Annotated in this window: 24 protein-coding genes; 19 read left to right on the forward strand and 5 right to left on the reverse strand. The window is 34.5% G+C overall.

Going from position 1 to position 20570, the window contains the following annotated elements; all coding sequences use genetic code 11:
- Window positions 1-153 precede the first annotated feature (153 nt).
- From BP17_RS00810 to BP17_RS13820, 3 genes are all read left to right on the forward strand, one after another.
- On the forward strand, window positions 154-945 hold the full coding sequence (locus tag BP17_RS00810) for a YdhK family protein (RefSeq protein WP_051910395.1): 792 nt from the start codon (window positions 154-156) through the stop codon (window positions 943-945).
- A 79-nt stretch (window positions 946-1024) separates the two neighbouring features.
- Window positions 1025-1159, forward strand: a complete 135-nt coding sequence (locus tag BP17_RS13715) for a hypothetical protein (protein WP_269544453.1) — start codon at window positions 1025-1027, stop codon at window positions 1157-1159.
- Window positions 1160-1210: 51 nt separating this feature from the next.
- Window positions 1211-1288, forward strand: coding sequence for an SHOCT domain-containing protein (locus BP17_RS13820; protein ID WP_408605789.1), 78 nt, complete (start codon window positions 1211-1213; stop codon window positions 1286-1288).
- A 429-nt stretch (window positions 1289-1717) separates the two neighbouring features.
- Here BP17_RS13820 and BP17_RS00815 read toward each other — a convergent pair whose 3' ends face one another.
- Together BP17_RS00815 and BP17_RS00820 are read right to left on the reverse strand one after the other, a co-directional pair.
- Window positions 1718-2104, reverse strand: a complete 387-nt coding sequence (locus tag BP17_RS00815) for a DUF302 domain-containing protein (protein ID WP_035050992.1) — start codon at window positions 2102-2104, stop codon at window positions 1718-1720.
- A gap of 307 nt (window positions 2105-2411) precedes the next feature.
- A complete protein-coding gene (locus BP17_RS00820; RefSeq protein WP_035050994.1) occupies window positions 2412-2624 on the reverse strand; it encodes a hypothetical protein in 213 nt (70 codons plus the stop codon).
- A 167-nt stretch (window positions 2625-2791) separates the two neighbouring features.
- Between BP17_RS00820 and BP17_RS00825 the strand changes: the two genes are divergently transcribed.
- The 7 genes from BP17_RS00825 (at window position 2792) to BP17_RS00860 (ending at window position 10806) form a co-directional block, all read left to right on the forward strand.
- A complete protein-coding gene (locus BP17_RS00825; protein WP_051910396.1) occupies window positions 2792-3094 on the forward strand; it encodes a hypothetical protein in 303 nt (100 codons plus the stop codon).
- Between the two features lie 565 nt (window positions 3095-3659).
- Entirely contained in the window at window positions 3660-5009 is a 1350-nt protein-coding gene (locus tag BP17_RS00830) for a hemolysin family protein (RefSeq protein WP_035050995.1), read from the forward strand.
- A gap of 440 nt (window positions 5010-5449) precedes the next feature.
- Window positions 5450-8158 (forward strand): HAD-IC family P-type ATPase, encoded by a 2709-nt coding sequence (locus tag BP17_RS00835; protein ID WP_035050996.1) that lies wholly within the window; start codon window positions 5450-5452, stop codon window positions 8156-8158.
- 455 nt (window positions 8159-8613) lie between these two features.
- Window positions 8614-9174, forward strand: coding sequence for a cysteine hydrolase family protein (locus BP17_RS00845; protein WP_035050999.1), 561 nt, complete (start codon window positions 8614-8616; stop codon window positions 9172-9174).
- A gap of 614 nt (window positions 9175-9788) precedes the next feature.
- Window positions 9789-10115: a hypothetical protein gene (locus BP17_RS00850; RefSeq protein WP_051910397.1), complete on the forward strand. Its 327-nt coding sequence runs from the start codon at window positions 9789-9791 to the stop codon at window positions 10113-10115.
- Window positions 10105-10293, forward strand: coding sequence for a helix-turn-helix transcriptional regulator (locus BP17_RS00855; protein WP_035051002.1), 189 nt, complete (start codon window positions 10105-10107; stop codon window positions 10291-10293). Before BP17_RS00850 ends, BP17_RS00855 begins: the two co-directional genes overlap by 11 nt.
- 231 nt (window positions 10294-10524) lie before the next feature.
- Window positions 10525-10806, forward strand: a complete 282-nt coding sequence (locus tag BP17_RS00860) for a hypothetical protein (protein WP_035051003.1) — start codon at window positions 10525-10527, stop codon at window positions 10804-10806.
- 206 nt (window positions 10807-11012) lie between these two features.
- Here BP17_RS00860 and BP17_RS00865 read toward each other — a convergent pair whose 3' ends face one another.
- Entirely contained in the window at window positions 11013-11681 is a 669-nt protein-coding gene (locus BP17_RS00865; RefSeq protein ID WP_035051005.1) for a haloacid dehalogenase type II, read from the reverse strand.
- A 122-nt stretch (window positions 11682-11803) separates the two neighbouring features.
- The gene (locus BP17_RS00870; RefSeq protein WP_035051007.1) at window positions 11804-12241 is read right to left on the reverse strand and encodes an OsmC family protein; all 438 of its coding nucleotides are present in this window, start codon (window positions 12239-12241) and stop codon (window positions 11804-11806) included.
- Window positions 12242-12359: 118 nt separating this feature from the next.
- Between BP17_RS00870 and BP17_RS00875 the strand changes: the two genes are divergently transcribed.
- Window positions 12360-12920, forward strand: a complete 561-nt coding sequence (locus BP17_RS00875; RefSeq protein WP_035051008.1) for a CGNR zinc finger domain-containing protein — start codon at window positions 12360-12362, stop codon at window positions 12918-12920.
- Between the two features lie 67 nt (window positions 12921-12987).
- On the opposite strand, the gene BP17_RS00880 is transcribed toward BP17_RS00875, so the two are convergent.
- Complete coding sequence (locus tag BP17_RS00880; RefSeq protein WP_035051009.1) at window positions 12988-13326, reverse strand: winged helix-turn-helix transcriptional regulator; 339 nt, start codon at window positions 13324-13326, stop codon at window positions 12988-12990.
- A 225-nt stretch (window positions 13327-13551) separates the two neighbouring features.
- On the opposite strand from BP17_RS00880, the gene BP17_RS00885 reads away from it, so the two are divergent.
- The 8 genes from BP17_RS00885 (at window position 13552) to BP17_RS00920 (ending at window position 20522) form a co-directional block, all read left to right on the forward strand.
- The gene (locus BP17_RS00885) at window positions 13552-14661 is read left to right on the forward strand and encodes an S-(hydroxymethyl)glutathione dehydrogenase/class III alcohol dehydrogenase (RefSeq protein WP_035051011.1); all 1110 of its coding nucleotides are present in this window, start codon (window positions 13552-13554) and stop codon (window positions 14659-14661) included.
- 57 nt (window positions 14662-14718) lie between these two features.
- Window positions 14719-15576: an S-formylglutathione hydrolase gene (gene fghA / locus BP17_RS00890; RefSeq protein ID WP_035051013.1), complete on the forward strand. Its 858-nt coding sequence runs from the start codon at window positions 14719-14721 to the stop codon at window positions 15574-15576.
- A gap of 5 nt (window positions 15577-15581) precedes the next feature.
- On the forward strand, window positions 15582-16163 hold the full coding sequence (gene gfa / locus BP17_RS00895; RefSeq protein ID WP_035051015.1) for an S-(hydroxymethyl)glutathione synthase: 582 nt from the start codon (window positions 15582-15584) through the stop codon (window positions 16161-16163).
- A 296-nt stretch (window positions 16164-16459) separates the two neighbouring features.
- Complete coding sequence (locus tag BP17_RS00900) at window positions 16460-17080, forward strand: TetR/AcrR family transcriptional regulator (RefSeq protein WP_035051016.1); 621 nt, start codon at window positions 16460-16462, stop codon at window positions 17078-17080.
- 24 nt (window positions 17081-17104) lie between these two features.
- Window positions 17105-17500, forward strand: a complete 396-nt coding sequence (locus BP17_RS00905) for an ATP-binding cassette domain-containing protein (RefSeq protein WP_198022493.1) — start codon at window positions 17105-17107, stop codon at window positions 17498-17500.
- A gap of 284 nt (window positions 17501-17784) precedes the next feature.
- Window positions 17785-18696, forward strand: coding sequence for an ABC transporter ATP-binding protein (locus BP17_RS00910; RefSeq protein ID WP_035051018.1), 912 nt, complete (start codon window positions 17785-17787; stop codon window positions 18694-18696).
- A gap of 12 nt (window positions 18697-18708) precedes the next feature.
- A complete protein-coding gene (locus BP17_RS00915; protein ID WP_035051019.1) occupies window positions 18709-19710 on the forward strand; it encodes an ABC transporter permease in 1002 nt (333 codons plus the stop codon).
- 23 nt (window positions 19711-19733) lie between these two features.
- Entirely contained in the window at window positions 19734-20522 is a 789-nt protein-coding gene (locus BP17_RS00920) for an SGNH/GDSL hydrolase family protein (protein WP_035051020.1), read from the forward strand.
- Window positions 20523-20570 lie beyond the last annotated feature (48 nt).

Below are 20570 nucleotides of genomic sequence, written 5' to 3' on the forward strand. Positions count from 1 at the left end.
ATAATTTTTCGTTTAATTGCTTGGTTTTTAATTTGAGCCCTTCATAAAATGAATTTCTTTGGGTTCTCCATATTTTCTACACAGTGATGGGTTATCTTAATAGTATAGATTGATAGGCAGTTCTAGAAAAATCAAGGAAGGATGTAAATAAAAATGAATAAAAAAATAATTGGAGTGGGGTTACTTTCTTTTGTTTCACTAACGATGCTTTCTGCTTATACAAATGATCAAAAGGAAACAGAATCAGATATATCAAATCGCGCGAACCAGATGGGGCAGCATAGCAGTGAATATACTGCTAACAATAGCAGAGGTCATGCTCATCATAACGGTTCAGTCGGCAACTACAATAAGGTAGATGTTTCTGATGTTGTACCCGCAAATATAAAAGCAGCAATAGACCCAACATTTAGTATTGGGGAAGATGTCATCATTACTGAAGGCCATATGACCGGAATGATGGGAGCTCAAGCAGAAATAGTGGGAGCATTTGATTCTTACGCGTATTCCATAAGCTATTCCCCTACGAATGGTGGAGAAGAAGTCTATGATCATAAATGGGTCGTGCAGGAAGAAATTGCAGACTCAGGAGCTGAACCAATGGATGTTGGCACTGAAGTTATTTTGAAAGCCAATCACATGTCTGGCATGGAAGGCGCAAACGCAACAATTGAATCAGTAGAAGATACAACCGTTTATATAGTTGATTATCAACCAACAGATGGCGGCAAATTAGTTCGGAACCATAAGTGGCTGATCGATAGCGAATTATCACCTGCTGATACGGAGGAAAATAATTTGAATTTTGGACAAATGAAATCATATATGGGTGAAATGCATCCTAACCTAAATAACCAAGAATTAAATGAAATGTACAAGGGAATGCATGGAACGAGTGGTTCATCTCTAAGTAATAATTTTAGAGGAATGGACAATATGTATTGAAAATTCTGAGTAGGCCAATTTCTATAGCCATTGTAAAAATGGATGTGAATGAATAGTATAGAAAGGAGAATTTAGGCTGATGAATGGAGGATATAGAGGTTACTTTTGGAATGATGGCTATGACGGCATGCAGCGAGGATTTAATTCGTTTAATAATAGCGCAGGTCTCCTAATGTTGTTGCTGGTAGTTGCGCTAATTGTCTTTGTAGTCTAACTCATTTTTAAAAATAAGAAACAACAAATTAGCGGTAATAAAGCTGAAGAAATTGTAAAAAGGCGGTATGCTCGTGGTGAAATAACACATGAAGAATTTCAATCCATATTAAAGACATTGAGATTGTAATAAGGTTGAGTAACCGCAATAAAAGTCATACGCCCCATGGTTATGTGGCTTTATCGATCATTAATTGATGATCCAAATTAGTTTGATTGGAAAAAGAGGCAATTTATAAAATTGCTGAAAATAACATGAATAAATCAAATAAGACAGCTAGTACGTTGAAAAAGTACTAACTGTCTTATTTGAGTGCAAATCGTTATTCTGAATAGGTGACTACTCTTCTGAATAATAAATAGTCAAAAGATAATATGGAAATAGTATCTTTGATACGACAACAAGCAGTGCTTATATGTTTAAAGTTCCAACTAGTAGGTATTAAAATACATAATTCCATAAATGGGTATTCTAGAAGTAGCCATCATTCCCATAAATTTCATATAACGTTTATTGAGTTCTATCTTATGTTTAGCTGCAGCATCCAACCAAAAATGATTAGATGGAAGACGTGATAGATTTTTTTAAAATCGTTTCAACACTTTCAGCAATTATACTTAATTCTGATTCGTCAAATAGGCCAATAAGTTTTTCAGGGCTTGTCATTCCCATGTAAGTCTTATTACCTGCTGTTCTCACTACCATCTTACACGGCAATACATATCCTACATGAACGTTTCTTTCTAATACTTCTTTCGCCTGCTTTGGATTACATACCTCCAGGACAACAAAGTCATCCTTTAACTCTAGTCCCTTTTCAGCAAGCTTATCCTTGAAATTTAATTTCCATAATATTCCAAAATTGTTTTCTTTTAAATTTTCTTCTAATGCTTGAATAGCTTCTTCTAAACTTTTATCTGTTCTCTTCTCATAAACAATATCCATTTCCTTACCTCCTGAAAGTTGTATTAAAATATAAACTAACCACTAAGTCAAAGATATATTTTGACCCATATAATTAAATATGATATCTGTTTTACAGCGCTCTCTTTTATAGATGATTTAACAATATCAGTTTAAATTTTATTGTAAAGTCAAACGATTCTCAATACAGTCATATTTTTATAAAACAAGCTATAAGTCCAGATGGTATCATAGCAGTATTGTGATAGATGATCAAAACTGATTCTAAGTGCTCAGTAAAGTTAAATTTATTTTTTCAATCCCAGTTTCAATCAATAATTTTTGTTGTTTAAGAATTATATCCAAGTAAAAAGGTCCAAAATAATAAGTACAGTGAAACTAATACAAGAGCAGTTCCTATAAGTAGACTAATCAAAGCTGAAGCTTTACTTTTCTTGCGGATTCTTATCCCGCTAGCTATAAGCATCATTCCTCCAATCAAAAAAATACCTTCAAATAACAATACGGGCCATTTTAATTCTATCGATCTTTGAATGAACATTATAAGTCACATCCTTTTCTAATAGTATAACTAAAAAGCAGTTGTATTGGAACAAATCGCTAACTTGAACCGGAAAATAAGGCAAGCAGTTTATTTAGCGACTATAAGATGTTAGGATGAGAATACAGCTGTAAATAAAAACATCAGTAATTAAAAGAGGTGAAAAGATGCAAGGTTTAGTTTTTTTGGTAAGTGTCCTATTTCTGATAGGAGTAATGATTTCTTCGATAGTAAATAAACAAAACGAGCAGCTAAAACAAGATATTGCTCATATGAAACAAACGGTGGACAATATTGCTAAGCAAATGGGTGTACCTGATTCGATAAATGATGAATTAAAAGAGTTTCTTTTAGAGCTTATTTCAGAAGGGGAAACAATCAAAGCAATTAAAGAGTACAGAATGGCTACTGGAGCAGGTCTAGTTGAGGGTAAGCAGTATATTGATCAGTTAAGCGAACAAACAGAATAGCAAAAGGAATAGTCAAAATTTTTGTATGCTATTTTAAATCCAACAAGCAACAATACGATTTTTAAAATAAATAGGCTTGATGGGCCGCACCAAATTTGCTGTTACCTGTTTCTCGGTAAATTCCCCCAAATATTATCATCGTCAGAAATCTTACTGCCTATTTGACAACGTAGTCTTGCAAAATTTCCAACATCTTGTTCGATAACCTCTGAGTTAATTTCAATTGCTTCAACGACCTTGATAAATCATCTGCTAAATTGGATAGCCATAAAAAATAGGCTTTTTTGTTGAAGAATACGGATGCTAATTTTACTGCCTTTTCTATCTGATTCAGATGGATTATTTTTCTCTCCAAACACTGTCAAAAAAGGGTGTGATTACTAGACTAGCAATAGATATTTCATAAGTAAGAGATCTTAATTATAGTGTTGGCATGTAACCGTTCTAATACTTAGGGTATATGTTTAATCAGTTGTCCTACATAAGTTAAGTGAAAAGCCGTTAATTGTTTGTGTATAGAGGATATGGTAATATTAAAAAAAAGAAATAAAGGAGACAAGGATAAATGAATTCAGATCCCAATAGTCAGTCGATAGTAGCACAAATTATGGTCATCGTTGTGTTGACAGCTATCAACGCCTTTTTTGCAGCATCAGAAATTGCATTTGTATCCTTAGACCAAAATAAAGTAAAAGAGAAAGCGGCAACTGGTGATAAAAAATCGTTAAACATCCTAAAGTTATTAGCTCACTCAGATAATTTCTTAGCTACTATTCAAGTAGCAATCACTTTAGCAGGATTTTTCGCTAGTGCCTCAGCTGCTACTAGCTTTGCAACTCGTTTAGAACCAATTCTTAGCAACGTTCCGGGAGGACAACAGATTGCTACAATATTAGTAACGCTTGTTTTATCGTATTTCACACTAGTGTTTGGTGAACTTTACCCGAAACAAGTTGCTTTGCAGCGATCAGAAGCGGTAGCTGGTTTCACAGCTGGAACAATTCTTATTGTACAAAAAGTGACGAGACCCTTTGTGGCACTCTTATCCTTTTCGACTAGCTTTCTTAAAAAGATTACACCAATTGATTTCACGCAAATTGAAGAAAAAATGACTCGTGATGAATTTCGTGCTTATTTAGTCAGTAGCCAAAAGGAAGGCGCAATTGATTTAAATGAGTTTTCGATGCTACGAGGTGTCCTATCAATGGATACAAAAATGGCTAGGGAGATTATGGTTCCTCGTACGGATGTTTTTATGATTGACTATGAAGACGGAAATGAACTAAATATTCCTTTATTATTAAATTGTAACCATTCGCGTGTGCCAGTATATGAGGCTGAAAAAGATACTATTATTGGTATTTTACACATAAAAAGTTTGTTAAAAGCTTCTAGAGAAATAGGTTTAGATGAGGTTGATTTGAAAACAATTTTAAATGAAGCACTTTATGTACCTGAAACCATTTTTATGGATGATTTATTGTATCATTTGAAACTAACGCACAATCAAATGGCTGTTTTGTGTGATGAGTATGGTGGTATTGTAGGCATCGTTACCTTAGAAGATTTACTTGAAGAAATCGTTGGAGATATAGATGATGAATACGATGAAACTTATAATTTGATTGAAAAGTTATCCGATAATCGCTATTTAGTAGACGGAGCCACTCAATTATCAAAATTTAACGAATACTTTAAAACAACGATTCAGTCAAATAATGTCGATTCAATCGCTGGCTATTTCATTACACAACATGGGAACATTCCACGTCCTAGTGAGCAAGCTACAATTAAGTATGGTGAGTATCGTTTGACTGCAAATAAAGTTGAAGGTACCCGTTTGTTAAACTTGTACGTAGATCGGCTAATAGACCAAGAACAATCATTCGGAAATAAGGAAATTGAAGAAGAATAATTTAGTGTTCCCCATAATCCAGCAGTTCTATTTCGTTAATTTCAATTAAATAGGGAAAGTCTTCAATGCACAGATGTGATTATTGAAGACTTTTTTTAGATTGGTTATGCTATAAATCATTTGAACGGATACTGTTCCTATATTCTGAATTTTTGCATAGTTCTCTCCTCTATAGTCCTTTTTATTAAGCAACCAGCCGGCAATTCGAGAGGGTTTTGGCAGCAAAATAAGATTGAGTCTATTTGACGATAGATGGGGTATGTGTTAACCTTGGGGTAAATATGGCGGGGGTGGTTTTAAATGTCAGATGATGACGAGGGTGATTTGTACAGATTTTTTTATATCTCATGTCTTCAAAAAGAGTAGCTAAGTGCGTCGTCAAAAGATGAGGTGCTATTTTCGCGTACACTTAAATGAAGATAATGGAGGAATATAAAAGAATGGAGTCAAAAATGAAAAATCATCAAAAAACGGTTGCTAGTTTATCCAAAAACTATGCACAAGAAGATTTTGAATCAGGATTAAGCCAAATAGAAGCAAATAAGCGTTTAGAATCAGATGGTCCCAATCAATTAGTTACTGAAACAACCCCTAAATGGAAACTTTTTGCGCGACAATTCAATAACATGATCATCTACATTTTGATTTTTGCTGCTTTGTTAACGGTAGTAATGGGACATACGTCGGATGCGGTTATTATTGGATTGGTGGTCATCATCAATGCCTTGATTGGGTATTATCAAGAAGTGAATGCCTCAGATGCCTTAGAAAAAATAAAAAGTATGTTATCAACTCAAGCAACCGTCTATCGTGAAGGTCAAAGGTTAGACATTCCTGCAGAAGAATTAGTGACAGGCGATGTTGTTTTTCTAGAAGCTGGGGACAGCGTGCCAGCGGATTTACGAATCATAGATATAGATAGCTTGCGCATTCAAGAATCTGCCCTCACAGGAGAAGCAGACTCAGTTGAGAAAACAATCGAAACGCTAATAGCTACCGATGTTGCATTAGCTGAGCAAACGAACATCGCTTTTGCTTCAACGTCTGTGACAAACGGGAGTGGGCTAGGTGTCGTAGTTGCGACGGCTGAAGAAACTGAAATCGGAAAAATCTCATTGGAAGTTAAAGGGGTAAAGGAAAGAAAGACTCCATTGATGCAAGAAATCGACGGTCTAGGAAAAGGGGTATCTTACGTCGTGATGGGTGCGGCAATCGTCCTCTTCATCATCGGGATACTCTTAGAAACCCATTCCTTGTCTATCCTTTCTTTAGCAGTAGTGACAATGATCGTAGGCTCTATACCGGAAGGCCTTCCAGCAACAACCTCTGTCATTTTAGCTATGGGAGTGAGTGACATGGCGAAAAAGAAACACACCATTGTTAAATCACTACCCGCAGTTGAAACTTTGGGATCGGTCGATATTATTGCGACAGATAAAACTGGGACGTTAACGAAAAATGAAATGACAGTTAAAGATATTTATATTGATAACCACCATTATGAAGTAACGGGTGATGGTTACAATCCTAAAGGAGAAATTACAGAATTTGAAAATCCTGTTGAATTAAATCAACAGTTAGCGCTCTTTTTAGATGCGGGCTACGAAGCCAATGATACAACGCTCATAAACGAAGACGATACGTGGTCATTGAATGGGGAACCAACAGATGGTTCATTCTTGACGTTGTATCATAAGATACATGACTATGGCTATAAAAATAAGTATGATGAGCTAGACATGATCCCTTTTGACTCTGATTACCGGTACATGGCGAAATTGGTTCTGGATACCGAGACTAAACAAAAAATTCTCTTTATTAAAGGATCACCTGATAAGCTATTTCCAATGGCAACTACGCAAGATCCAAAATTTGATCAAGTAAAGTGGGATTCAAAAGTCGAAGAACTTTCTCTTCAAGGGAAACGAGTGGTAGCAGTTGGCTATCAATTGATTCCGGATGAAGTGAATGAGATTTCTCATGATTTATTGTTTTCGGGGATAACTTTCTTAGGTTTGGCTGGTATTATTGACCCACCACGTGAAGAAGTTATTGGCTCTTTAAAAGATATGCGAAAAGCAGGCGTTGACGTTAAAATGATTACTGGAGACCACCCGCTTACTGCCAAAACAATTGGTGAAAAGTTAGGATTGGCCGATAAAATCAATGTCATTACAGGTCCAGAGTGGGACAAGATGTCAGAAGATGAACAGCAAATAGCTGCTTTAAACTATCAAGTCTTTGCCAGAACCACTCCTAAAAATAAGTTAGAGATTATTTCGGCGCTTCAAGCAAGTAAAAAAGTAACGGCCATGACAGGAGACGGTGTGAACGATGCACCAGCCTTGAAAAAAGCCGATATTGGGGTTGCCATGGGAATCAAGGGGACTGACGTAGCTAAAGATTCAGCTGATATGATTCTAGCGGATGATAACTTTGCAACGATGTCTGTTGCCATTAAAGAAGGGCGTCGTATTTACGATAATATCAAAAAGAGTATACTCTTTTTGTTGCCAACCTCGTTTGCCGAAGGGTTGATCATTGCGATTACGATTTTGATGCAACGCGACATGCCGTTGCAAGCAACTCAATTGCTTTGGATCAACATGGTATCTGCCATCACGATTCAATTTGCGTTTATTTTTGAACCGGCTGAAGATGGTATTATGGAGAGGCCACCTAGAAAAACGGGCAGAGGCCTTATGAACAAACAAGATGTTTTCCAAATGACTTATGTTTCCATTTTAATGGCGGTTGTCAGCATTGTTTCTTATGAATGGTTGATGTATATGGGAGCTAATCAAGTGACCGCAAGTACAATGATGGTTAACATTATCGTGTTCAGTAAAATTTTCTATCTCTTTAATATCCGAACTTCAAAACTGGCTTTTTCTCGTTCATTTTTCACGAATCCTAAAGCATTCTTGATTATCGGAATCATGATAGCCTTACAATTGATTTTGACCTATGTACCCTTTATGCAAGGAGCATTCCATACTGGCCCAATGACGGGACTTGAATGGTTGATATCAGTTGTATGTGGACTTGTTGTGTTGATTGTAGTTGAAATCGATAAATTTATTCGACTACGCATTCAAATAAGCCGCAACCAAAAAGTAAGCGTACAAACAGAAATCAAAGTAAGCTAATCGTTTTGAATAAAATATATAATCCCTCTATGGGATTTTATAGACAAAAAATAAACCACTAATTTAATTTAGTGGTTTATTTTTGTTGTCTTACTTAGGGTTTGTTTTAAAAGGGACTGCTAATTTGATTTTTAGTATAGGAGAAACAAAAAATTACAAAAGAAATAGAAAGTAAGAATTAGTTGAAAGATTCTGAAATAGCACTTAGAAAGATGAAGGAAGACTATATTGTAAACTTAAAAGTACTTTTTAAAAATCAAGGTTGGTATAGAAGTACGCAGCTGTTTCAAGGCTATTTGATAGACCAAAAACAAAATGATAGAATGGTAATAATAGCTGATACGATTAGATTATCGCAAATTATTTTTCAATATTTGTGGAATGGGAAATGAGAAAAATAAGTTATATAACAAACGGGCAAGATTGTTGGGAATTTAAAATACAGGAGTGATCATATGGTTGGTATGAAAAAGGCATTAATTATAGTTGATGTACAAAAGGCTTTTGAGAACAAAAAGTGGGGTGAACGTAATAATCTCAACGCGGAAGAAAATATTAGTCGCATTCTAACATTATGGAGGCAGAAGGGCTGGTTGGTGATACATATACAACACACTTCCGACAATCCTAGCTCAGTATTTTATCCGAAGAATGAAGGCTTTGCCATTAAAGAAATAGTGAAACCTATTGGTGCAGAAATAGTCATTGAAAAGAGAGTAAACAGTTGCTTTATTGGTACAAATTTAGAAGACTTTTTAAAAGTAAATGAAATATCACAAGTTGTTATTACTGGTTTGACTACACCACATTGTGTATCAACGACTACAAGAATGAGTGGTAATTTAGGTTTTGAAACATATCTGATTTCTGATGCAACGGCTGCGTTCGGCTTGAATGATCAAAATAATATATATTACGATGCTGAAACTATACACAATGTATCTCTAGCTACAATAAATGATGAATTTGCTACAGTACTTACTACAGATCATTTGATTAATGATTTTCTAGTCTAACTCTGTTAATGGACGCGATTGTTGAATAAGAAAAAAGATACGAGAGATTATTCTCGTGGTTTTTTTTCGTTAAAATTTTAAAGGCTGTAGCGATAAATTTTTGTGTCTTGCTGAGGTTGCAGAAGGCCGTTTCGGTGTTTACCCCTTTTTGAAGAGGGGCAAGGTCTTAATCTTTTGTGTTTGGTCTTGAGAATTAATTTGCAACCGTTGCGGAAAAGCGCAAAGCTGGTTACTAATATTCATTCTAATTCTCCTTTCGACACCATTAGATTAAAGGGAAGGGCTTCTTCATTCTACCAAAAGTGTTAGACATACAGGCAAACAGATACATGAATCTATGTAATTTTGTGTATTGAAATTTTTAGTTAATTGTCAATTAAGGTACACTAAAATTAATTATATAGAGGAGGAAACTCTAATTTAACAGCATTCTAGGTACACTATTCTAAGCAATTCCATGTATTTATATAATTTAAGGCCCTATTCATAATAGATAAACACTATCATATTTGTACATACTCTACACCACATATTAAAAAAACGTTTGATATGTATAAGATGGTATTATAAAGTAAAATGTAAATAGTCTTTTATATTTTATGGAGGTGATAACATTGTTAGTTAAATGGGTTATTGGTTTGTTAGTTAGCTTAATTATATTTTTTATTATCGGATGGTTTACAGGAACTGAGGAATATGGAGGTGTAAATACTAAAGATGATGAACGCTCTCGATTCATTAAACAAAAAGCTATTATAAGTAGTTGGGTGTTCTTATTATTGTTATTATCTGTGAATTTTGTTTATGATTTCTTTAATATAAATCAGCAGGGCATAAAGCAGATGGAATATCCAGAATTACTCTATTTGTTTGTTTTGGTTTTTAGCTATTTCGTTTATTACTGGATTTACAAAAGACGGTTGAGTGGTAATGGAAAATAAAATTTTAGAATTACGAAAAAATAAAGGACTCACTCAAGATGCATTAGCCCAAAAATGCAAAGTAACACGACAAACAATCAATGCCATTGAAAATAATAAATATGACCCTACTTTACAACTTGCGTTTAAAATGGCGTTCATTCTTGGCGAAACGGTTGATAATTTGTTTAAAAAGTAGACTAGCTATCAAGTTGCAAACATTCTTTTAAGAATTTATAGAAGAAAAAAGTTAACTCAACCTGAACTAACTGCTCTAAGCGAAAAAAATCTTATATTTCTCGAGTCGAAGAAGGAACACAAAATATTAGTGTGCAAACATTAAGTGATAGTGTGAAATCTGTAGGTAGAATGTTAAAAATGGAGGGTGGCTTAGTGGGACTCGTCCATACTAAATTAAAGGGGGAGTTCCATGAATAAGAAATATATATTAAAAGGATTATTTTTAGTTATATTAATTCCTTTAACAATTTATTATTTTTTTACAACGCCTGGATCAGAAGTAAGTATTAGCTCAATTTTTATTCTTGTTCTTACAACGATTTCGATATACGAAGAAATTACCTTATCTGTTAATCAGTCAGTTAGTAGGAATATATATCAGTTGGCTATAGACCGTATTCTGATTTTGCTTTTCATTGCGATTTCAATAGACATGGTAGTATCGTTTTTCACTAATGGAATTTCTTTATAAAACAGTAAAGGGGCATACTTATTGGTGTGAAAAATCGCTTCAAAATTCCAAGAATTTATTATTCTCATTTGGAAAAGCAAAAAAACTTTGATCAAAATATTATTTTTGACCAAAGTTTTTACTTTTTAAGATAATTATGCAAATGGATATTTAAATTGACCTTAAAACTTGATTTATTTGTATTGCATGATGAATAGTGTGAAAAATTAGTTGAAATCGACAATTTCTTGGGCTAGATCAACTAAATTTCTGTTTGCTAGATCTGGTTTCAAGTAGTAAGGATTGTATTGATCTTCTTTGCGTTTGATATAGGCTGTATGAAGTCCAGCTTTTTTAGCACCGAACAAATCCCAATCGTGCGTAGCAACCATGACTGTTTCATTGGCATTAATTTTTTCTTCATTTAATACATAATGATAAATGTCTTTAAAAGGTTTATATTTTTCTACTGAATCAACCGAATAATAAGAATCAAATAAATCAATAAGGCCAGAATTTTTCAGCTGTTCTTCAACCATATTATAAGAAGAATTAGTTACTGAAATAACTTTGATGTTACGGTCTTTCAATAATTTAAGTGCTTCAGGCACATCATCGTATGCAGGAAGTTTTCTAAATGATCCCAGAATATCTGTTTTGATTTCATCAGTCAATTCTTTACCACTCTCTAAAAAGACACTTTCTAACGCGGCTTCTGAAAGTTTTCCAAAATCAGTGTATTCACCCATACCACCTATAACAGTAGATGAATGAAGCAGTTTAGCAAACCAATAATTGAGAACATACTTATCTTCAAAATATTTAGCAAAATTTTCTTTTAGTACACTTAAATCTAACAATGTTTCGTTCATATCAAATAATACAGTCTTTATCATTTTTTCAGCTCCTTATAGTTTGTTATCGCATTTTTAAAGGTTGTGCAGTTAGCAAAGGAACGTTTCGTATACTTATTTCAATGATTATTTTATACGAATAGCGTATGTACTTTACTTTTGTTTTATTCTTTTGTCCAAATTGGCGTCATTTCAACATCGGCAGCTTTTAATGTGGTATAGATTGGACATCTTGAATCAACGATCTGTTGTAATTCAATGATACGTTCTTCAGATTCACTTGTTTTCACACGAGCATTTATAGTAACTGATTGAAAGTAGGGACGAACATTTTTGTTACCCATCATGCCTTCTGGATTCATTTCTGCTCTTATATCGAATGCTATGCCTTGAAGATCAAAATCTATTTCTTTTGCTACCATATTAGCTATTGCATTTTCGCATCCTGCTAGTGAAGCTATAAATGCCCCTAGTGGATTTGCTCCCTCATCTTTTCCGCCCATTTGTAGCGGTTCATCAATGATTATCTCATGCCCTTTAGAATTAATTATTGTTTGCATCCCTTTTGAAGTTGCGGTAATTCGTTCAATTTTTTTAGCCATTTGATTTGCTCCTATTTCTTTATTTAACCGTTAAAAACAGCTCAAGTGGTTATGTGTTAACCTTACAGTATGGTATTATTAAAGTCAAACAATCAATTAGTTTGAAGGAGAAGGTTAAATGATTAAAAATTTAGAAACGAGATATGCTTATTTATCCGACTATTTATTCATTAATTTACTTAACACGATCAACGGGAGAAATAATGTTTTCACAGATTTTCTTGAAGAAGAAGGTTTAATGGATGCGTGGCTTTCATTGATGAATGAAAAAGGTTTATTGCATTCTGATCAAATAGAAAAAATAAATGAATCTCCCATTAATATAAAAAGAATTCAATTATTTCGTGAACAGTGTAGATCTTTCTTTTTAGAGCCTGAAAAAAAAGCAACATTCTTAGAAAATTTAGCATCTAATACAAAGAAAGCACCTCTTTTTTTCGACAAAAAATTCAGCCCTACACCAAGTATAGGTGGGACTGATGGACTGATTTCACTTATTGCTTACGATATTCTTACGGCCCATCATAATGGGCTGTTTCCTAAAATTAAAAAATGTAAATCTGACACCTGCTATGCATTATTCGTTGATACAAGTGGCAGACGAAAATGGTGTTCAATGGAAGTTTGTGGCAATAGAACAAAGGTACGTAAACATTATGCTAAAAAAAGCAATAAATAGACGCAAAAATATAGCTTCTATATTTTTGCGTCTATCGTAATAAGTTAAATAGAATGTCAAAATTGACTTAGTTTGATTCTAGAAACGCATGAAAAGTTTCTCCCCAATCACAAATGGACGTTACAACGGGCTCTAAACTTTGTCCAACAGTAGTCAATTTGTAATCTACTTTCGGAGGAACGACGGGGTAAACCGTGCGGTGAATAATTTGATCTTCCTCTAATTCTCTTAGTTGTCGAATCAGCATTCTTTGATTGATGTTTGGGAATAGTCTCTGTAATTCGCTCAGACGTAAGGGCGCTTCATGCAATAACGCCCAAACAATAGCAATTTTCCAACGTCCGCCAATAACCGAAAGAGCTAAATCTTTATCCGTATAAAATTCTTTGCCTTTATGAATAAGCAACTCATTCAAATCCCTTCTCAATCCTTACTTGAAATTAATAGTGACTAAAATGTCAGTATTAACTTTTGGTTTATTATACAATACAATCGTTTTATTGGAAAGAGTGGAGTTATTTTACGTATAAAGGTTACAGTGACAAAAATGCCAGTGTTAACTTTATGATCAAAACATAATATAATGAACATATTGATAAAAATATGCCTTAAAAGAAAGAAGGAAAAATTGATGAAAAGTAGAGCAGCAGTAGCCTTTGGTCCAAATGAACCGCTTAAAATTGTTGAAATCGATGTAGAAGAACCAAAAGAAAATGAAGTAAGGGTTAAAATTTTGTATACATCTGTTTGTCATACGGATGCCTTTACGTTGTCTGGAGAAGATCCAGAAGGCGTTTTTCCTGCAGTTTTAGGACATGAAGGTGGAGGAGTAGTTGAGTCTATCGGTACAGGTGTGACCTCTGTAAAACCAGGAGATCACGTTATTCCACTTTATACAGCAGAATGTGGAAAATGTAAGTTCTGTCTTTCTGGTAAAACAAATTTATGTAGCGCAGTTCGCGAAACGCAAGGTAAAGGTTTAATGCCCGATGGAACAACTCGTTTTTCTTATAATGGAGAACCCATTTATCATTATATGGGAACAAGTACATTTAGTGAATACACAGTAGTAAATGAAATCAATTTAGTAAAAGTTGACGAAAATGCTCCTTTAGATAAAGTTTGTTTGCTTGGTTGTGGCGTTACTACCGGTATGGGAGCTGTTAAAAACACTGCAAAAGTAGAAGAAGGAGCTATAACAGCTGTATTCGGACTGGGTGCGATCGGTTTAGCTGCGATTCAAGGATTGAAAAAAGCCAATGCCAAACGCATCATTGCTATCGATGTAAATCCTAGTAAATGGGAGTTAGCTAAAAAGATGGGGGCAACGGACTTTGTTAATCCAAAAGAACACGACCGCCCAATCCAAGAAGTTATTGTAGAAATGACAGATGGTGGTGTGGATTATAGCTTTGAATGTATCGGTAACGTAGATGTAATGCGATCTGCACTTGAATCTTGTCATAAAGGATGGGGCGAAAGCATTATCCTTGGTGTAGCGGGTGCGGGTAAAGAAATCCAAACACGTCCATTCCAATTGGTTACCGGTCGTGTATGGCGCGGTTCTGCATTTGGCGGAGTAAAAGGAAGAACTGAATTGCCTGGAATGGTGCTAGATTTCATGGATGGCAAAATTGATTTAGATTCGTTTATCACACATCAGTTAGAATTCAAAGATATTAACGAAGCATTTGACTTATTACACAAGGGTGAATCCATCCGAACTGTTTTGTCTTACTAAGAAACAGAATTTTTGAATCAGGTGATTTTCATCAGCTTATAATAAGGAGGAAACGAGATGTCAAACGTAGAACTTCTAGAAGAACACCGTGTTTTTGACGGGGTGCAATACAAGTATCGCCATAGTTCTGAACTATTGGACTGTCCGATGACGTTCAGCTTGTTTTTACCCAACAAAGAGAAATTTCCTGAGCCGTCTTTACTTTGGTGGTTGTCAGGGTTAACGTGTAACGATGATAATTTTACTCATAAAGCAGGGGCGCAAAGAGCAGCAGCGCGTTTGGGAATAGCTATGGTCATGCCGGACACTAGTCCACGTGGGAAAGAGATAGCTGATTCAACTGATTATGATCTAGGGCAAGGAGCAGGCTTTTATTTGAATGCTACTAAAGAACCATGGGCTGCTCATTATAAAATGTATGACTACATTATAGAAGAGTTGACGGCAGTAGTACGAAATGAATTCGATTTGACTGGACCTGAGTTTATTTCGGGTCATTCTATGGGAGGCCACGGTGCGTTGGTCTTAGGGTTACGCAATCCAGAACGGTTCCAATCGATCACAGCATTTGCGCCAATTGTTAATCCGACCCAAGTACCATGGGGGATAAAAGCTTTTGAAAACTATATTGGCGATGACAAAAAGTTGTGGGCTGAATGGGATGCAGTGGAATTGATGAAACACTATTCTGGCAAAGAAATACCTATCCTGATCGATCAAGGCGATGCAGATCCTTTCTATAAAAAAGAATTAGAGCCGTTTAAGTTAGTTGAAGTTGCGCAAGAAAAAAATTATCCTTTGACTGTTCGGATGCAAAGTGGACATGATCACAGTTATTATACGATTTCAACATTTATAGAAGAACACCTTGAGTTTCATGTCAATGCATTGCAAAATAATACATCCAAGGAGTGAAACAAATGACAATTATTAAATTACACCCAAGATTAGATAGCGGTATACAAGATTATCCAGAAGTAGCAGGATTTGCTGGAGGGACATTAACATGTCTTTGTGAGTCAGATAAAGTAGCGGTTAAAATCGGTTCACAAACATTACACAACCATGCATGTGGCTGTTCGCAATGTTGGAAACCAGAAAATGCTAGATTTTCTATAGTAGCTGTAGCGTCTCGTGAGACAGTTGAAGTGATCAGCCATGAAGAAAAGTTAGCAATAGTTGATGAAACAGCGGCAATCCAACGCCATTATTGTAAAGATTGTGGCGCACATATGTATGGTCGCATAGAAAATAAGGATCATGCATTTTACGGTTTAGACTTTGTCCACACAGAATTATCAGAAGAAAAAGGCTGGTCTGAACCAAAATTCGCAGCCTTCGTTTCATCTGTCATCGAAACAGGTACACCAACTTCTAAAATGGCGGATATCCGTAACGATTTAACTAACTTGGGACTGCCGACTTATGATACTTTGTCTCCTGAATTGATGGATTTAATTGCGGCTAAAGCTGCAGAACTAAAGGGAACGCTACAAGTATAAGAGTCTTTTTTAAGAAAATAAGTAAGAAATAAGGGAACGATTTATTTTATTAACTCTTCAACTATTTCGAAAAGTCATAGAAATTAAATAGTTCTCTTTAGCAGCTAATTGATAAGTACAAGTCCGGTTTAATACTGGATTTATACCTAACAGTTAGCTTTTTTTATCGATAAAATTTTTATTTTCACAAAATGTATTCAGCGATATAGACAGGTATTGACCGATATAGTCAATAAAAGTTATAATTGAATTGACCAGAGTAGTCAATTTTGAAATAGAAAATAGGGGATAACAAAATGGAAGAATTCTTAATGAAGGTAGATCCAGAAAAAAAGGAACGCATCATTAACAGTGCGATGAAAGAATTTAGTATTAATACTTTTCAAAAAGCTTCAACGAATACCATAGTAGAAGATGCAGGTATATCTAAAGGACTATTGTTTCATTATTTTGGCAATAAAGAAAAATTGTATAATTATTTAGAATATTATGCGTTCAAAGTCATTATGGAAAGCATCGTTGATGAAATGGATTGGGAACAAAAAGATATATTCTTACGATTAAAGGAAATCGCCATGATCAAGTTTAAAGTATTTCAAAAGTATCCCTATTTAGCGGACTTTTCTCTTATAGTAGTCAAAGATAAAACGGCTGACGAGATCATGCATATAAACCCTGATTTTAAACCAGACCTTTATAGTGACATTTATACTACTAATATTGACTATTCTCTTTTCAAGGAAGAGCTAGATGTGAAAAAAGCAATCGATATCGTCAGATGGACGTTAGAAAAATATGGCGAGGAATTTAGACTTAAAATAAAAAATGGCCAGATGGAATTTGATTATCTGTTTATTGAAAAAGAGTTTTTAAGTTATATAGATATACTTAAGTCCGGTTTTTACAAATCAAACTAATTTTTTAATGAAAGGGATGTTTTAATGATCAGTGTTAAGAATTTATCTTACTCTTATAATAATGACGACAAATATCAAGTGAAGGATGTCAGTTTTGAAGTTGAAAGAGGCGAGGTGTTTGGTTTTTTAGGTCCTTCAGGTGCAGGTAAATCAACGACACAAAATATTCTTACGGGACTTTTGGAGCTGCAAAAAGGTGAAGTGTCTGTTGCGGGCTATGACGTAAAAGAACCTTCAAAAGAGCGGTTTAATAAAATAGGCATGAGTTTTGAACAATCAAATGTGTACAGTAAATTAACAGCTAAAGAGAATTTAGCGTTTTATGGAAAGTTGTTTGATGGTCCCACAATTGATCCAATGACGCTTTTAAAGCTTGTGGGGTTAGAAGGAAAAGAAAATATTAAGGCGAACGAAATCTAAAAGTTGATCCTAGTAGCTTGAAGTGGTTTATTGTTTCTTTTATGGTGTATACTTTATTTAGTAACAAACAACATAAAGGGTGTGATGCCAGTGAAACCAAATAGTAATAGCTATTCAGTCTTCCGGCTGTGGTGTCATCTTGTGTTAAATAGAGCAATACAATAGTGCACTGTGTACTACTTAGAAATAAAACACCTGCTCAGTATAAGAAGGAGTTCTTTTTCATAAATGAGGCGGGTAGTTCGTTTCTGAGAAATAAAACAATCTTTGAAAAGAGGTTTACTATGGATACACCGGTATTAACGGTTTCAAAACTAACCAAACGAATCAAGAAAACGCTAATTATAAAAGATGTCAGTTTTGATATTCAACAGGGAGAAATAGTAGGTTTCTTAGGACCTAATGGATCTGGAAAAACGACAACTTTAAGAATGATCGTAGGCTTATCAAAGCCCACTTCCGGAGAAATAAAAATCTGTGGGTATTCCATAAAAAAAGACTTTGTAAAAGCTATGTCTAATGTAGGTTGTATTATAGAAGGTCCTGATCTTTATGATTATATGAGTGGGTATAGGAATCTTGAATTATTAGGTAGCATGTCAAAAGGGGTCACTAAAACAGATATTGATGAAGCTGTAGAATTAGTCGGTATGGGAAATCGGATCCATGATAAAGTTGAGGTTTATTCAATGGGGATGAAACAAAGAATCGGTTTAGCTCAGGCACTGATCCATAAACCGAAATTATTGATTTTAGATGAGCCTACAAACGGACTTGATCCCCAAGGCATACATGAGTTTAGAGAAATCGTAAAAAAATTAGCTAAAGAAAAAGGCATCTCAGTACTGATTTCTTCGCATCTAATTAGTGAAGTTCAATTGATGTGTGATCGAGTCAGTATTATAGATGACGGAAGTATTATTAGAAATGCAGCAATCGATGAAGTTTTAGCTACTGGTGAAGTTGTTTGGACAGTGGATGATCCCAAAAAGGCTCAAGCCGTCCTTAAAAATAAGTTTGCTATCGATTCAACTATTGATGCCAAAAATGTAACAGCATTAGCTAATGTAGAAAGACTTTCAGAAATAAATAAAGCTTTATTCAATTCGGGGATAGAAATTAACTATGTTGAAAATAAAAAGAGAACATTGGAAGATTTATTTTTAACCCTTACAGAAAAACATAAAATCGGATAAAGGTGTGATAGCATGATTTCGTTAACACAAAATGAAATAATAAAAATTTTATTAAAGAAAAAAATGCTCCTGATCGTTATGTTACTTTTAATTTTTGTGAGTTTGCTTTCATATGGACAAAAATATTCTTATGATAATAATATTCGAAAATTTGAAGCGGAATCTGGTGGTGAAGCATACGACTGGAAATCTCTTACTTCTCAAAGACTCGATGATCTTGAAGAAAGGAGTAATAATGAATTCATACCAGAAGAAGTCAGAGCCTCTATTGATAGAGAGATTCAACAATTGAATTATTTTATCGAGAACGATATCAATCCTATAACGCCCACAGCGTCTAAATTTAATGTTCAATTTGTCGAACAAGGTATCACGCTATTTATACCGCTGCTTATTGTGATTTTAGCTGCGGATTTAGTTTCAAATGAATTCTCTAAAAAAACGATTAAAATTTTACTCACGAGAGCAGTACCCAGATGGAAAATATTATTGAGTAAGTATATGGCACTTATAATTATGACTACGATTTTAGTGTTTATCATCGCTGTCTTATCTACTTTAGTATCCTATTTGTTTTTTCAACAATGGGGATTTAGCGAACCTATAGTGACCGGGTTTAGTTTGGTAGAGGGTGAATTGAATTCAAATTCGACGATATTGATCTCCAGGTTTCAATACACTTTATTGATATATTCGCTGTTGTGGTTCGTGTCTATCGTAATAGCTTCGATCACCCTAATGATTTCAGTGCTGGTTGATAATAGTTCGTCAGCAATTGGAATATTGATGGCCTCTCTGATTGGTGGTCAATTTTTACAGTTTTTCTTATCTGAATGGAAATTAGTCAAATATTTTTTTGTGACAAATTTAGATCTTACTCGCTATTTAACTGGATCCTATCAGCCGATTGAAGGAATGAGTTTGAACTTTTCGATTCTTACATTAAGTGCTTGGGCTATATTATCATTGATAATAAGTTTTACAGTCTTTAATCGCAAAGATGTCTTAGTTTAAATCGACTATTAAGGAGCATAACTATGTATAAAAAAGTAATATGGCCATTATTATTGGTTAGTTCAATAGCTTTATCGATTGTATTTATAGCAGGTTTTGTTGCTGCTATAGTTGTCAGTAAGAGCGAAGAGAGCGTTTCTACAGAACAAGAGTTGGAAAGTTCAACTAGTATACCAGCAGAAGGAGAGAGCATTCCAGAAGATGTTTCTGAGATACTCATTCTTGGTGACTCGATAGGATTTGGAGTAGGGGATGAAGAAAATTTAGGTATCGGAAAAAGATACCTCGATTTGATTGATGAAGAAGATGGGAATAAAAAAACCATCACGAATATTTCAGTACCAAGCTACGAAAGTAATGAGCTCGTAAATCTGGTTAAAAGTGCAGAAAATAAAGCCACTATTTCAAAGGCAAATTTGATCATTATTTCAATTGGAGGAAATGATTTAAATCGTTTAGAATATGAAGACAGTGTCTCTTTAACGTTGGCATTTGAAGAAGCACTCAAAAATTACAAAGAAAATTTAGCGCTTATCATAAGGGAGATCAGAGTCGTCAATCCAGATGCACAATTAGCATTGATCGGTTTATACAATCCATACAGCCAAGAGGAACCAGAAAAAACTAGATTACTTTTAGAATGGAACTATGAAACGCGTCTAATCGTCGATTCAGATGTTAAATTTGCCTATGTACCGACGTATGAATTGTTTAAATACCATTTAACCGACTATCTCTCTCCAGATGAATTTCATCCAAATGGTTCAGGGTATCAAGTAATAGCAGAAGAACTGAATCGGATATTAAAATAGAACCACGGCAATGATTCATTAGTTATCTAAAATTAGGGTATAATGTAT

It is taken from the genome of Carnobacterium pleistocenium FTR1 (assembly GCF_000744285.1).
GTDB classification, from domain to species: domain Bacteria; phylum Bacillota; class Bacilli; order Lactobacillales; family Carnobacteriaceae; genus Carnobacterium_B; species Carnobacterium_B pleistocenium.

Bases quoted from the DNA above. Each gene is read 5' to 3' on its own strand.
- BP17_RS00810 (WP_051910395.1), top strand. From the start codon at position 154: ATGAATAAAAAAATAATTGGAGTGGGGTTACTTTCTTTTGTTTCACTA.
- BP17_RS13715 (WP_269544453.1), top strand. From the start codon at position 1,025: ATGAATGGAGGATATAGAGGTTACTTTTGGAATGATGGCTATGACGGC.
- BP17_RS00815 (WP_035050992.1), bottom strand. From the start codon at position 2,104: ATGGATATTGTTTATGAGAAGAGAACAGATAAAAGTTTAGAAGAAGCT.
- BP17_RS00820 (WP_035050994.1), bottom strand. From the start codon at position 2,624: ATGTTCATTCAAAGATCGATAGAATTAAAATGGCCCGTATTGTTATTT.
- BP17_RS00825 (WP_051910396.1), top strand. From the start codon at position 2,792: ATGCAAGGTTTAGTTTTTTTGGTAAGTGTCCTATTTCTGATAGGAGTA.
- BP17_RS00830 (WP_035050995.1), top strand. From the start codon at position 3,660: ATGAATTCAGATCCCAATAGTCAGTCGATAGTAGCACAAATTATGGTC.
- BP17_RS00835 (WP_035050996.1), top strand. From the start codon at position 5,450: ATGGAGTCAAAAATGAAAAATCATCAAAAAACGGTTGCTAGTTTATCC.
- BP17_RS00845 (WP_035050999.1), top strand. From the start codon at position 8,614: ATGGTTGGTATGAAAAAGGCATTAATTATAGTTGATGTACAAAAGGCT.
- BP17_RS00855 (WP_035051002.1), top strand. From the start codon at position 10,105: ATGGAAAATAAAATTTTAGAATTACGAAAAAATAAAGGACTCACTCAA.
- BP17_RS00860 (WP_035051003.1), top strand. From the start codon at position 10,525: ATGAATAAGAAATATATATTAAAAGGATTATTTTTAGTTATATTAATT.
- BP17_RS00865 (WP_035051005.1), bottom strand. From the start codon at position 11,681: ATGATAAAGACTGTATTATTTGATATGAACGAAACATTGTTAGATTTA.
- BP17_RS00870 (WP_035051007.1), bottom strand. From the start codon at position 12,241: ATGGCTAAAAAAATTGAACGAATTACCGCAACTTCAAAAGGGATGCAA.
- BP17_RS00875 (WP_035051008.1), top strand. From the start codon at position 12,360: ATGATTAAAAATTTAGAAACGAGATATGCTTATTTATCCGACTATTTA.
- BP17_RS00885 (WP_035051011.1), top strand. From the start codon at position 13,552: ATGAAAAGTAGAGCAGCAGTAGCCTTTGGTCCAAATGAACCGCTTAAA.
- fghA (WP_035051013.1), top strand. From the start codon at position 14,719: ATGTCAAACGTAGAACTTCTAGAAGAACACCGTGTTTTTGACGGGGTG.
- gfa (WP_035051015.1), top strand. From the start codon at position 15,582: ATGACAATTATTAAATTACACCCAAGATTAGATAGCGGTATACAAGAT.
- BP17_RS00900 (WP_035051016.1), top strand. From the start codon at position 16,460: ATGGAAGAATTCTTAATGAAGGTAGATCCAGAAAAAAAGGAACGCATC.
- BP17_RS00905 (WP_198022493.1), top strand. From the start codon at position 17,105: ATGATCAGTGTTAAGAATTTATCTTACTCTTATAATAATGACGACAAA.
- BP17_RS00910 (WP_035051018.1), top strand. From the start codon at position 17,785: ATGGATACACCGGTATTAACGGTTTCAAAACTAACCAAACGAATCAAG.
- BP17_RS00915 (WP_035051019.1), top strand. From the start codon at position 18,709: ATGATTTCGTTAACACAAAATGAAATAATAAAAATTTTATTAAAGAAA.
- BP17_RS00920 (WP_035051020.1), top strand. From the start codon at position 19,734: ATGTATAAAAAAGTAATATGGCCATTATTATTGGTTAGTTCAATAGCT.